Here is a 13257-nt window from a genome sequence, read left to right on the forward strand (position 1 = left end):
CAGACGCTATCCGTACCGGGGCTCTGCCCGCACAATAGATGCGATGCCGGAATACGAATTTGTCGACGTGTACGTACCGCGCGGGGTCTCCCGCAAGGACGCCACACGTCTGCTGACGGACCACGCCGAGTACGGACACTGGGAATTGGACCGACTGAGCCTGCTGCGTGACGGCAGCCGCAGGGTGCGGTTGCGCCGGCGGATCATCCGCCAGGTGCGTGCCACGTGGTGAGCTGAGTCGGGCGCGACGGAGCGGGCCCCGGGTGTGCGGGGCCCCTCCGTCGCGTAGATCACATGCCTCCGGTGCTCCCCTTGTTCCCGGGGTTCCGGGTTCCGGGTTCGCCCGGGATCGATGCTGGGCGCTACGCCATCGCCTTCGCCTTGCGGTAGAGCACCGCGCCCGCGAACAGCGCGCCCGCTCCGACCGGCAGCGCGAGGCCCAACGGCAGCTCGTTGCCGGTGTGCGCGAGCTGCGGGCCGCCCGGGGACCGGACGGCGGCGGACTGCGCACCGGGCTGCGTGACGTGCGCGGTGCCGGTCGGCGTGTGACCGCTGTTGATCGGCGCGGTGCCGCCGGGCGCGGTGGGGTGGGTGGGGGTGCCCGGGTGACCGGGGGTTCCAGGGTGACCGGGGTGTCCCGGCGTTCCCGGGTGGCCCGGCGTCACCGGCGGGGTCGTCCCGTGGCCGCCGCCCGGAGGCGTGCCGTGGTGACCGCCACCGCCGTGGTGGCCACCGCCACCCTCGTGACCGCCCCCACCGCCGTGACCTCCACCACCGTGGCCCCCGCCGCCATGGTGACCGCCGCCCTCGTGGCCTCCGCCGTGCTGGCCTCCGCCACCGTGGTGGCCACCGCCACCCTCGTGACCGCCCCCACCGTGGTGGCCTCCACCGCCGTGACCTCCACCACCGTGGCCCCCGCCGCCGTGGTGGCCGCCTCCGCCCGGAGGAGTCCCGTGGTCGTGGCCGCCGCCCTGCCCACCGCCGCCGTTCGCGCAGTCGTTGCCGGTGGCGGCGTTGCCGATGCCGATGACGTCGACGCTGTTGCCGCACACGTTCACCGGCACGTCGATCGGCACCTGGACGTGGTTGCCCGAGCCGACGCCGGGCGAGCCGGAGGTGTGTCCGCCGGCGTGCGCGCCCCCGGAGCCACCGTGCGCGCCGTGTCCGCCGGAACCACCCGAGCCGCCCGAGCCACCAGAACCGCCGTAACCTCCCGAGTCGCCGTACCCACCGGACGGGCCGTGGCCCCCCGAACCCCCTTGGCCGTGAGCGCCGCCACCCTGGTTGGCGCACTTGTTGCCGACCGCCGGGTTGAGGACGCCCACCACGTTCACGGTGTTGCCGCAGACGTTGACCGGCACGTGCAGCGGTGCTTGCACGGTGTTGCCGGACAGCACGCCCGGCGAGTCCGTGCTGGAGCCGTTCGCGCCCGAGTCCGCGTGGGCCACGCCGCCCGCGGCGGCGATCACTCCGGTCGCCGCCGCCACGGTCATCAAACTCTTGCGGGTGACTTGTCGCATTGCTGAATTCCCCCCTGCCTTCATTCCTGCCTTCATTCCTGACTGAATCGCTCGCGCGGCTTCCCGCCGGTTTCCCGACCGATTTCTCGCGCAAAGACCCGTCGGCCCCGGAGCGCATGGCGCGCGCTCCGGGGCCGAGGACGTGGTCACCCCTCAGTGGGGCGACGTCACTTGTTGACGCAGGTGTTGCCGAAGGCGGGGTTCAGCAGACCGATCACCGAGATCGTGTTGCCGCACACGTTCACCGGGACGTGCACGGGAACCTGGATGACGTTGCCGGAAACGACACCCGGGGAGTGCACGGCGGCACCCTGAGCGCCCGAGTCGGCGACGGCCAGGCCCGCTCCCGCGAGAACCAGGCCACCGGTGGCAGCCGCAGCGGCGACGACCTTCTTGATCATTATTCCTCCTTGTTGGCAAAAGCGATCTCGTGTTGCCGATCGCATCACCTGTAACGAGGAGGGAGTAATGGAGCTACGAGCTTATGAGCACATTCACTCGTCCCGGTCGCCCGCCGCACACGCTGTCGAATTCAGGTGTCAACGGGTGTCACCGCCGCCTCAGGAGGCGTCGATGAACCGGTCGAGGACCCGCACCCCGAACTTCAGGCCCTCCACCGGAACCCGCTCGTCGACACCGTGGAACATGCCCGCGAAGTCCAGCTCCGGCGGCAGCTTGAGCGGTGCGAAGCCGAAGCCGCGGATGCCCAGGTCGTCGAAGGACTTGGCGTCCGTACCGCCGGAGAGCATGTACGGGACGGCCTTCGCGGTCGGGTCCTCGGCGAGCAGCGAGGACTGCATGGCCTCGACCAGCGCGCCGTCGAAGGAGGTCTCCAGCGCCTTGTCCGAGTGCACGTCCTCGCGCTTGACCTTCGGGCCGAGGATCCGGTCGAGGTCGGCGAGGAACTCCTCCTCGTGGCCCGGCAGGAACCGGCCGTCGATGTGCGCGGTGGCCTCGCCGGGGATGACGTTGACCTTGTAACCGGCGTTCAGCTGCGTGGGGTTGGCGGTGTTGCTTAGGGTCGCGCCGATGAGCTTGGCGATGCCGCCGAGCCGCTTGAGGGTCGCCTCCATGTCCTCGGGGTCCAGCGGGGTGCCGAGCGCGTCGCCGAGTTCGTCGAGGAAGGCCCGGGTCGTCTTGGTGACCCGCACCGGGAACTTGTGCCGGCCCACCCGGGCGACGGCCTCGGACAGCTCGGTGATCGCGTTGTCCCGGTGGATCATCGACCCGTGCCCGGCCGTACCGGCGACGGTCAGCTTCAGCCAGTGCATGCCCTTCTCGGCCGTCTGGACGAGATAGAGCCGCCGCTCCTCGCTCACCGTGAACGAGAACCCGCCGACCTCGCTGATGCCCTCGGTGACGCCGTCGAACAGCTCGGGGTGCTTGTCGACGAGGTGCCGCGCCCCGTACGTGCCGCCCGCCTCCTCGTCCGCGAGGAAGGCGACGACGATGTCGCGCGGGGGCTTGCGCCCGCTGCGCAGCCGGTCGCGGACGACCGCCAGGGTCATCGCGTCCATGTCCTTCATGTCGACCGCGCCGCGCCCCCACACGCACCCGTCGGCGACCTCGCCGGAGAAGGGGTGGTGGGTCCAGTCCGCCGCGTTCGCCGGTACGACGTCCAGGTGGCCGTGGATGAGGAGCGCGGGCCGGGAGGGGTCCGCGCCCTCGATCCGGGCGACCGTGGAGGCGCGTCCCGGGTGCGACTCGAAGATCCGGGGTTCGAGGCCCACCTCGGCGAGCTGCTCGGCGACGTACTCGGCCGCCTTGCGCTCCCCCGGGCCCGAGTGGTCGCCGTAGTTGCTGGTGTCGAACCGGATCAGCTCACGGCAGAGGTCCACGACCTCGTCCTCACCGGTGACGCCCTTGGCCGTGCCCGTGTCGCTCACGCTGCTTCCTCCCACTGTCACTGCTGGCGGTTCTCCCCTCATCCTCTCTCTCCGCGGCCCGCACCCCAAGGCCGGTCCGCGCCCGTCACACGCCGTTCACGCGGGAACCGGGCGGGAACAGGGGGTGATCGGCCACCCCTGGAAGCCTGGTAATGTTTCCTTCGTCGCCGCGGGGGAAACCACGCGCGACAGACACCTTGTCCGGGTGGCGGAATGGCAGACGCGCTAGCTTGAGGTGCTAGTGCCCTTTATCGGGCGTGGGGGTTCAAGTCCCCCCTCGGACACATCGTCGGCGAGGGCCGCGACCATCGAGGTCGCGGCCCTCGCCGCTTTTGTGGGGGATGTCTCTTTCCCTTTGAAGATCACCAGGTCAGAGCGTTGCCGGACGCTCACGGAGTGCCCCCTTTCGGCTCTCCCGAGTGGCCGTCGGCGGGGCCGGAGCCTAGCGTCGTACTAAAATTTCCGGCTTGTTACGGAACGGAGCTGGAGCTGGACAACCCCAGGCAGACCTGCGGGCCCGCCAGCGCCCCGGAAGTTACCGGGCTTGAGACGCGAGGACCGATGGCAGCCATACACGAGAGCAGTGCTCTCGGCCTGCTCGACGAAGAGATCCGCACCCAGTTCGGCGATACGGCACGATTCTCCGCGGCGCCCGCCGCCTCGCCCCGCACGCTTGTCGACATCTTCGACGCGTCGGTGCGGTCGTATCCCGACGAACTCGCCCTGGACGACGGCACCGTCCGCCTGACCTACCGCGCCCTCGCCGCCGAGGTGGAGACCCTGCGCCGCACCCTGGCCGCCGCCGGTGTCGGCCTCGGCGACCGGGTCGGCGTGCGCGTCCCGTCCGGGACCAACGACCTCTACATCGCGATCCTCGCCGTGCTCGCCGCCGGCGCCGCCTATGTCCCCGTGGACGCCGAGGACCCGGACGAGCGGGCCGAGCTGGTGTTCGGCGAGGCCGAGGTGCGGGCCGTGATCGGCGCCGAGCACGCGTTGACCGTGCTCGGGCACAGCGAGGCCCCGGCCGCCCGGCCCGGCACCGAGCAGGACGCCTGGATCATCTTCACCTCCGGCTCCACCGGCAAGCCCAAGGGCGTCGCCGTCACCCACCGCAGCGCGGCGGCCTTCGTGGACGCCGAGGCGGCGTTGTTCCTCACCGAGGACCCCATCGGTCCGGGTGACAGGGTCATGGCGGGGCTGTCCGTCGCCTTCGACGCGTCCTGCGAGGAGATGTGGCTCGCCTGGCGCTACGGCGCCTGCCTGGTGCCCGTCCCCCGCTCCCAGGTCCGCAGCGGCGCCGACCTCGGGCCCTGGCTGGTGGACCAGGACATCACCGTCGTCTCGACCGTGCCGACGCTGGCCTCCCTGTGGGAGCCCGAGGCGCTGAACGACGTACGTCTGCTGATCTTCGGCGGTGAGGCCTGCCCGCCCGAGCTGGTGCAACGGCTGGTCACCGAGGGCCGCGAGGTCTGGAACACCTACGGGCCGACCGAGGCGACCGTCGTCGCCTGCGCCTCCCTGATGACCGGCGACGAGCCGATCCGTATCGGACTCCCGCTGAACGGCTGGGAGTTGGCCGTCGTCGACGAGGCCGGTGTGCCCGTACCGATGGGCGGCAGCGGGCAGTTGGTGATCGGCGGGGTCGGTCTCGCCCGCTATCTCGACCCCGAGAAGGACGCCGAGAAGTACGCGCCCCTGGAGTCCCTGGGCTGGGAACGGGCGTACCGCAGCGGTGACTTGGTCAAGGCCGAGCCCGAGGGGCTGATCTTCCTCGGCCGCGCCGACGAGCAGATCAAACTCGGCGGGCGCCGGATCGAGTTGGGCGAGGTGGACGCGGCCCTCCAGGCGCTGCCCGGAGTCGCGGGCGCGGCTGCCGCCGTACGCACCGCGCGCAGCGGGAACCAGCTCCTCGTCGGCTATGTCGTCACCCAGGAGGGCTGGGACCAGGCCGCGGCCGTCGAGAAGCTGCGGGCCGAACTGCCCGCCGCGCTCGTGCCGTTGATCGCCCCGGTCGAGGACCTCCCGACCCGCACCTCCGGCAAGGTGGACCGCAACGCGCTGCCCTGGCCGCTCGAAGGCCTGGAGACCGGCGGCGCCAAGGAGCAGCTCTACGGTACGGAGGCCTGGCTCGCCGAGCAGTGGGCCGAGGTGCTGGGCATCCCCGTGAGCAGCGCGACCGACGACTTCTTCGCGATCGGCGGCGGCAGCCTGGCCGCCGCCCAGCTCACCACCCGGCTGCGCACCCGCTACCCGAGCGCGGCCGTCCTCGACATCTACCAGCAGCCGACCCTGCGCAAGCTGGCCCGGCACCTGGAGGACTCGGCGCAGGGCGACGGCACGGCCCGGGTGATCGCGCCGGTCCCGGTCCGCGCCAAGGTGATCCAACTCCTCGCGCTGGTCCCCCTGTTCACCCTGGCCGGTCTGCGCTGGACGGTGGCACTGACCGCGCTCGGCAACGTCCTCGGCGGCTACGCCTGGCTGCCCACCGCCTCCTGGTGGCTGGTCGCGGCCGGCGCGCTCCTGCTCTTCAGCCCGCCCGGCCGGCTCGCCATCGCCGCGGGCGGCGCGCGTCTGCTGCTGCGCGGGGTGAAGCCGGGACGCTACGACCGCGGCGGCGGCGTGCACCTTCGGCTGTGGGCGGCGGAGCGGCTGGCCGAGTTCAGCGGCGCCACCGCGCTGACGGGTTCGTGGCTGGAGCGGTACGCGCGTGCCCTCGGTGCCAAGGTCGGCCCGGACGTGGACCTGCACTCGCTCCCGCCGGTCACCGGCATGCTCAAGCTGGGCCGGGGCGCGGCCGTCGAGTCCGAGGTGGACCTGTCCGGCTACTGGCTGGACGGCGACCGCCTGGAGATCGGCCCGGTCAAGGTCGGCGCGCACGCCGTCGTCGGCACGCGCAGCATGCTCTTCCCCGGCGCCCGGGTGGGCAAGCGGGCCGAGGTGGCGCCGGGTTCGGCGGTCACCGGCACGATCCCGACCGGCCAGCGCTGGGCGGGCGCACCCGCCGTCAAGCTCGGCAAGGCCAAGCGGAACTGGCCCAAGGACCGCCCGCAGCGCGGCACGTACTGGCGGGTGATGTACGGCCTGACGGGCTTCGCGCTCACCATGCTCCCGGTGGTCGCGGGCGCGGTCGCGCTCCTGGTGACCAGCCTGTTCGTGGCTCCGGGCGACGGTCTCGGCACGGCCCTGCGGGGCGCGTCCCTGGCCCTGGTCCCGGCGACGCTCGCCTTCGGGCTGGCGTACGCCGTGCTGATCCTGGTCGGGGTACGGCTGCTCAGCCTCGGGCTGCGCGAGGGCACGCACCCCACGCACAGCAGGATCGGCTGGCAGGCGTGGACGGTCACGCAGTTGATGGACCTCTCCCGCGAGACCCTGTTCCCGCTCTACGCCGGGCTCGTCACGCCGGTGTGGCTGCGGCTGCTCGGGATGCGGATCGGGCGGGGCGCCGAGGTGTCGACCGTGCTCGCGCTGCCGAGCCTGACGACGGTCGGTGAGGGCGCGTTCCTGGCCGACGACACGCTGACCGCGCCGTACGAACTCGGTGGGGGCTGGGTGCGGATCGGGCGGGCCGAGATCGGGCGGCGGGCGTTCCTCGGGAACTCGGGGATGACCGCGCCGGGGCGGAGCGTGCCGGACGGCGGGCTCGTCGGGGTGCTGTCGGCGACGCCGAAGAAGGCGAAGAAGGGCACGTCGTACCTGGGGCTGCCGCCGGTGAAGCTGCCGCGCAGCACGAGCGGCGGCGACCAGAGCCGGACGTACGACCCGTCGGCGCGGCTGCTGTGGGCGCGCGGTCTGGTGGAGCTGTGCCGGATCGTGCCGGTGTTCTGCTCGGCGGCGCTGGCCGTGCTGACGGTGGCGGCGCTGTGCGCGCTCGGTGTGTGGGCGCCGCTGCTGTCGGGCCTGGTGCTGCTGTCGGTGGGCGCGCTCGGCGGACTCGTCTCGATCGTGGCCAAGTGGCTGCTCGTGGGGCGGCACCACGGTGCCGAGCACCCGCTGTGGAGCGGTTACGTGTGGCGCAACGAGCTGGCGGACACCTTCGTCGAGGTCGTCGCGGTGCCGTGGCTGGCCGGTTCGGTGCCGGGTACTCCGGTGCTGACGGCGTGGCTGCGCGGGCTCGGCGCACACATCGGCAAGGGCGTCTGGGTGGAGAGCTACTGGCTGCCCGAGACCGACCTGGTGACCCTGGAGGACGCCTCCACGGTGAACCGCGGCTGTGTGCTCCAGACCCACCTCTTCCACGACCGGATCTTGCGGACGGATACTGTGGTCCTCCGTGAGGGCGCGACGCTGGGTCCTGGCGGAATCGTCCTGCCCGGCAGCGAGGTCGGGGCGCGCACCACTCTGGGCCCCGCATCGCTGGTGATGGCGGCGGAGTCCGTCCCGGACGACACCCGCTGGCTGGGCAATCCGATCGAGTCATGGCGATCCTGAACACGGATCGCGCGGCGTCGGCTTCGGAGGGCGGTGCACGGGTACGAGATACGAGCACACCGCAGGGAGCAGACGCAGCAGTGACCGTTCAGCAGGCGGCGGGTCCGGACCCGTATTTCCCGGCAAACGGCGATGCCCGCTACCGGGTGCACCGCTATGAGCTGGCGCTGGACTACCGCCCCGGCCCGAACCGGCTCGCCGGCACGGCCCGCATCAACGCCATAGCGGGCCGTGCTCCGCTGCCCGAATTCCAGCTGAACCTGGGCGACTTCAAGATCGGCCGGATCCGGGTGGACGGCCGCCAGCCGCACTACACGCATCGCGGCGGCCGGCTCCGGGTCCGCCCCGCGAAGCCGTTGCGGGCCGGTGCCGCGTTCACCGTGGAGGTGCACTGGTCGGGCAACCCCAAGCCGGTGGCCAGCCCTTGGGGCGGGCTCGGCTGGGAGGAGTTGACGGACGGCGCGCTGGTGGCGAGCCAGCCGATCGGGGCGCCGTCCTGGTACCCGTGCAACGACCGCCCCGCCGACAAGGCGTCGTACCAGATCTCGATCACCACGCCGTCCGCGTACGCGGTGGTGGCGGGCGGCAGGCTGCTGACGCGCACGACGAAGGCGTCCACGACGACGTGGGTCTACGAGCAGTCGGCACCGACGTCGAGCTATCTGGTCGGTCTGTCGATCGGCAAGTACCAGACGGTGCTGCTGGGCGACCCCGGCCTCGGCGGTGTCCCGCAGCACGGGCACATCCCTTCGGACCTGCTCCCGGCATTCTCAAGGGACTTCGCCCGTCAGCCCGCGATGATGGAGCTGTTCCAGGAGCTGTTCGGCCCGTACCCCTTCGACGAGTACGCGGTCGTGGTGACGGAGGAGGAACTCGATGTCCCCGTCGAGGCACAGGGGTTGTCGCTCTTCGGCGCCAACCACGTGGACGGGGCCCGGGGTTCGGAACGACTGGTCGCGCACGAACTGGCCCACCAGTGGTTCGGCAACAGCGTCTCCATCGCCGACTGGCGGCACATCTGGCTGAACGAGGGCCTCGCCAAGTACGCGGAGTGGCTGTGGTCCGAGCGCTCGGGCGGCCGTACGGCCCACCAACACGCCGCCGCCGCGCACCGGTTGCTCTCCACCCTCCCCCAGGACCTGCGGCTCGCCGACCCCGGCCGCAAGTCCATGTTCGACGACCGCCTCTACGAACGCGGCGGCGTCACCGTCCACGCGGTGCGCTGCGCGCTGGGCGACATCGCGTTCTTCCGCATGCTGCGCAGCTGGGCCAGCGTCCACCGCAACGGCACGGTGACCACAACGACGTTCACGTCCCACGCCTCCCGCTTCACCTCCGAGCCCCTGGACCAGCTCTTCGAGGCCTGGGTACACGGCACCCGACTCCCACCGATGCCTTCGGCGGAGACGGGGATCGCGGTCTGAGGGGTCGGTTCCGTTGCGGGGGCGGGGCCGACGGAGTATCAAGTGACGGCACGGGGGTGAGGTCATGGCGTCTGCGTGGAATCGGCTGTACGCGGGGACGGGTGAGTGGCTGGAGGTCTACGGGGAGACCGAGCCGCAGTCCATTCCGCTGGAGCGGATCTTCGCCAGGCAGGCCCACCCGTCCCACCATTTCACGGCGAATCTGTACGTCTGGACCCTCGGATACACCGGGGACACGCCACCGCACCTGAGGGTCGAACTGCTCTTCCCGGCCATGGGCAGTTGGCGGGTCAAGGATCTCCAGGCTGTCGTCTACCACCTTCCACCGGTCAAGGCGGAACGAGCGTGGCGATCCACCCTGGCAGCGGACCTGCACACGGCCGCCCCCATCGTGCAGGCCGTGGGTGACCTCACTGCAGCCACGGGCACATTTCCCGTGCTCGCCCCGGTGATGGCCGGGGCCGCTCACCTGACCGCGCGCAGCGCGCCTCAGATGCCCAGGCACGAGTGGTACGTCAGGCGAGTCCACCGCACTGTCGAACAGACCCCGTACACGGGGGTCGAGTGGGTCCTACCGCCCAGGTTCATGAAACAGATCGGCACCCGGGTCACCGGTGCCCTGTTGGTGCAGTTCGTCAATGCAACGCCTACCGACGATGTGCCACAGAGCGCGGAGCAGCAGCTCCTCGCCCGCGCTGCGATCGAGCACAGGTGGCTCCGCTTCACGCGGTCGAGCGTCGATCTGGCATACGCGGCGCTGCCACTCAGCGTCACCCCGGCACAATGTCCTCCATGCCCCGACGCACCGTCACCCCCTCCTGTCCCTGTGGCCTCCCCGCCCCCTACGACAACTGCTGTGGGCGGTACCACTCAGGTGTCGCCGCCGCTCCCACCGCCGAGGCGTTGATGCGGTCGCGGTACACCGCCTTCGTGCGGCTGGACGCGCCCTATCTGCTGCGTAGTTGGCATCCGAGGACGCGGCCCGTCGAACCCCTGGAGCTCGATCCGGGGATGCGGTGGACCGGGCTTGAGGTGCTGGAGACGAGTGGCGGGTCGGCGTTCCATTCCGCGGGGACCGTGACGTTCCGGGCGTCCTACCGGGGTGGGGCGATCCACGAGCGGAGCCGGTTCGAGCGGGTCGACGGGGCGTGGGTCTACGTCGACGGGGAGTTCATCGGGGACTGAGGCCTACGGCGCCAGGATGTCCAGTTCCTGGAGCGCGCCGATCGTGATCTCCCGGGTCAGCGTCTCCGCGCGGACCGCGTCGCCCTCGCGGACCGCCTCCGCGACCTGGACGTGGAGGGTGACGGCGGCCGGGTCGGGGTCCTCGAACATGACCTCGTGGTGGGTGCGGCCGGCCAGCACCTCGGTGACGACGTCGCCGAGGCGGGCGAACATCTCGTTGCCGGACGCGGCGAGGATCACCCGGTGGAAGGCCACGTCGTGGACGAGGTAGGCCTCCAGTTTGTGGCCGCGTGAGTTGGCCACCATGCCGATCGCGCACTCGGTGAGTTCCGCGCACTGCTCCGCCGTGGCGAACTTGGCCGCGAGGCCCGCCGCGATCGGCTCGACCGCGGAGCGCAGCACCGTGAGGGAGCGCAGCTGGCGCGGTCGGTCGGCGCCCGCGAGGCGCCAGCGGATGACCTGTGGGTCGTAGACGTTCCACTCGGCCTCGGGGCGGACGGTGACGCCCACGCGGCGGCGGGACTCGACCAGGTGCATGGATTCGAGGACGCGGACCGCCTCGCGCATCACGGAGCGGGACACCTCGAAGTCCTTGGCGAGTTCGTCCGTGCGCAGGACGCTGCCCGGCGGGTAGTCGCCCGCGGTGATGGCGGGGCCGAGGGCGTCGAGTACACGGCCGTGCAGGCCGCGGCCCGGATTGGTCATGCACTCAGCGTACGGGGCGCGTCACCCCACCAAAAAGTCAGACTTATATGTCACAGACTCTTGAATTCGTCGTACCTAATCGGTTTCAGTGGGATCGACATCAGGTGTCGACGGAGACAGTGAGGCAGCGATGCGTACCCCCCATGTCGTCGTGGTGATGGGCGTAGCGGGCACCGGGAAGACCACCATCGGTCCCCTGCTCGCGGCCCGGCTCGGCGTGCCGTACGCCGAGGGCGACGACTTCCACCCGCAGGCCAACATCGCCAAGATGTCGGCCGGGCAGCCGCTGACCGACGAGGACCGGTGGCCCTGGCTGGACGCCATCGGCTCCTGGGCGCACGGGCGCGCCGGGCTCGGCGGGGTCGTCAGCAGCTCCGCGCTGAAGCGCTCGTACCGCGATCGTCTCCGCGCCGCCGCCCCCGGGGTCGTCTTCGTGCATCTCACCGGCGACCGCGCGCTCATCGAGGACCGGATGGCGCACCGGCACGGTCACTTCATGCCGACCGCGCTGCTCGACTCCCAGTTCGCCACGCTCCAGCCGCTGGAGCCGGACGAGGCCGGTGTCGCCGTGGACGTCAGCGGTGGCCCGGAGCAGATCGCCGAACGGGCGACGACCGCGCTGGAGCAGGTCCCCGAGCCCACCTCCTGACCCGCACCACCTGTCGCCCCCCCACCCCTCCCCCCGTATCCGCAAGGAATCCACCGTGACCAGACTCAGCGTCGAGATGCTGGCAGCGGACCCCGTCGAGCCCATCACCTCGGCCGGCCACGCGCAGCTGGGCATCGCCGTACTGGCGGGCATCGCCGTCATCGTCCTGCTCATCACCAAGTTCAAGATGCACGCCTTCCTGGCGCTGACCATCGGCTCGCTCGCGCTCGGCGCGTTCGCCGGGGCGCCGCTGGACAAGGCCATCACCAGCTTCACCACCGGACTCGGCTCGACGGTCGCCGGTGTGGGTGTGCTGATCGCGCTGGGCGCGATCCTCGGCAAGCTGCTCGCCGACTCCGGCGGCGCGGACCAGATCGTCGACACGATCCTCGCGAAGGCGGGCCCCCGGTCGATGCCGTGGGCGATGGTCCTGATCGCCTCGGTGATCGGGCTGCCGCTGTTCTTCGAGGTCGGCATCGTGCTGCTGATCCCGGTCGTGCTGATGGTCGCCAAGCGCGGCAACTACTCGCTGATGCGGATCGGCATCCCGGCGCTGGCGGGGCTGTCGGTCATGCACGGCCTCATTCCGCCGCACCCCGGGCCGCTGGTCGCCGTCGACGCCGTCAAGGCCAACCTCGGTCTGACCCTGGCGCTGGGCGTGCTGGTCGCCATCCCGACGGTGATCGTCGCCGGTCCGCTGTTCTCCAAGGTCGCCGCCCGCTGGGTGGACGTCCAGGCCCCGGAGCGGATGATCCCGGCCCGCCCCTCGGAGGACCTGGAGAACCGGCCCGGCTTCGGCGCGACCCTCGCCACGATCCTGCTGCCGGTCGTGCTGATGCTCTCCAAGGCGCTGGTCGACATCGTCGTCGACGATCCCACGCACACCGTGCAGCGCGTCTTCGACGTCATCGGCTCCCCGCTGATCGCCCTGCTCGCGGCCGTCGTGGTCGGGATGTTCACGCTCGGCCGCCCGGCCGGTTTCACCAGGGAACGGCTGTCCTCGACCGTCGAGAAGGGCCTGCTGCCGATCGCGGGCATCCTGCTCATCGTCGGCGCGGGCGGCGGCTTCAAGCAGACGCTGATCGACTCGGGCGTCGGCCAGATGATCCTGGACATCTCCAAGGACTGGTCGATCCCGGCGCTGCTGCTGGCCTGGCTGATCGCGGTGGCGATCCGGCTGGCGACCGGTTCGGCGACGGTCGCGACCATCTCGGCGGCCGGTCTGGTCGCCCCGCTGGCCGCCGACATGTCCTCGACCCACACCGCCCTGCTCGTGCTGGCGATCGGCGCGGGCTCGGTCTTCTTCAGCCATGTCAACGACGCCGGATTCTGGCTGGTGAAGGAGTACTTCGGCCTGAGCGTCGGCCAGACCCTCAAGACCTGGTCCGTCATGGAGACGATCATCTCGGTGGTCGCCGGCGGACTGGTCCTCCTGCTCTCGCTGATCATCTAGGGGTACG

General features: G+C 71.2%; 10 protein-coding genes and 1 tRNA gene. 7 read left to right on the top strand and 4 right to left on the bottom strand.

All coding sequences use genetic code 11. The features are described 5' to 3' along the window. The first annotated feature begins 43 nt into the window (after positions 1-43). On the top strand, positions 44-232 hold the full coding sequence (locus tag ACIQPR_RS27840; RefSeq protein ID WP_005485166.1) for a DUF5703 family protein: 189 nt from the start codon (positions 44-46) through the stop codon (positions 230-232). A 130-nt stretch (positions 233-362) separates the two neighbouring features. Here the strand turns inward: ACIQPR_RS27840 and ACIQPR_RS27845 are convergent, their stop codons facing one another. From ACIQPR_RS27845 to ACIQPR_RS27855, 3 genes are all read right to left on the bottom strand, one after another. Next, positions 363-1520, bottom strand: a complete 1158-nt coding sequence (locus ACIQPR_RS27845; protein ID WP_403653562.1) for a chaplin — start codon at positions 1518-1520, stop codon at positions 363-365. A 167-nt stretch (positions 1521-1687) separates the two neighbouring features. Then, positions 1688-1921 (bottom strand): chaplin ChpH, encoded by a 234-nt coding sequence (chpH, locus tag ACIQPR_RS27850; protein ID WP_019059153.1) that lies wholly within the window; start codon positions 1919-1921, stop codon positions 1688-1690. A gap of 159 nt (positions 1922-2080) precedes the next feature. Continuing rightward, positions 2081-3406: a M20/M25/M40 family metallo-hydrolase gene (locus tag ACIQPR_RS27855; protein WP_403653565.1), complete on the bottom strand. Its 1326-nt coding sequence runs from the start codon at positions 3404-3406 to the stop codon at positions 2081-2083. A gap of 199 nt (positions 3407-3605) precedes the next feature. Here ACIQPR_RS27855 and ACIQPR_RS27860 point away from each other — a divergent pair. The 4 genes from ACIQPR_RS27860 to ACIQPR_RS27875 all read left to right on the top strand — a co-directional run bounded on the left by ACIQPR_RS27860 (position 3606) and on the right by ACIQPR_RS27875 (position 10443). Next, positions 3606-3690: transfer RNA gene (locus ACIQPR_RS27860), tRNA-Leu, on the top strand. Between the two features lie 277 nt (positions 3691-3967). Next, a complete protein-coding gene (locus ACIQPR_RS27865; RefSeq protein WP_403653568.1) occupies positions 3968-7834 on the top strand; it encodes a Pls/PosA family non-ribosomal peptide synthetase in 3867 nt (1288 codons plus the stop codon). A gap of 80 nt (positions 7835-7914) precedes the next feature. After that, entirely contained in the window at positions 7915-9258 is a 1344-nt protein-coding gene (locus tag ACIQPR_RS27870) for a M1 family metallopeptidase (RefSeq protein ID WP_403653571.1), read from the top strand. A gap of 783 nt (positions 9259-10041) precedes the next feature. Beyond that, positions 10042-10443 (top strand): YchJ family protein, encoded by a 402-nt coding sequence (locus ACIQPR_RS27875; RefSeq protein WP_403653574.1) that lies wholly within the window; start codon positions 10042-10044, stop codon positions 10441-10443. Positions 10444-10446: 3 nt separating this feature from the next. Here ACIQPR_RS27875 and ACIQPR_RS27880 read toward each other — a convergent pair whose 3' ends face one another. Further along, positions 10447-11148, bottom strand: coding sequence for a FadR/GntR family transcriptional regulator (locus ACIQPR_RS27880; protein ID WP_403653577.1), 702 nt, complete (start codon positions 11146-11148; stop codon positions 10447-10449). 130 nt (positions 11149-11278) lie between these two features. On the opposite strand from ACIQPR_RS27880, the gene ACIQPR_RS27885 reads away from it, so the two are divergent. Beyond that, entirely contained in the window at positions 11279-11797 is a 519-nt protein-coding gene (locus ACIQPR_RS27885) for a gluconokinase (protein WP_403653580.1), read from the top strand. A 55-nt stretch (positions 11798-11852) separates the two neighbouring features. Continuing rightward, on the top strand, positions 11853-13250 hold the full coding sequence (locus ACIQPR_RS27890) for a gluconate:H+ symporter (protein WP_403653583.1): 1398 nt from the start codon (positions 11853-11855) through the stop codon (positions 13248-13250). The last annotated feature ends 7 nt before the right edge of the window (positions 13251-13257 follow it).

The organism is Streptomyces sp. NPDC091280 (genome assembly GCF_044768565.1).
Lineage (GTDB): Bacteria > Actinomycetota > Actinomycetes > Streptomycetales > Streptomycetaceae > Streptomyces.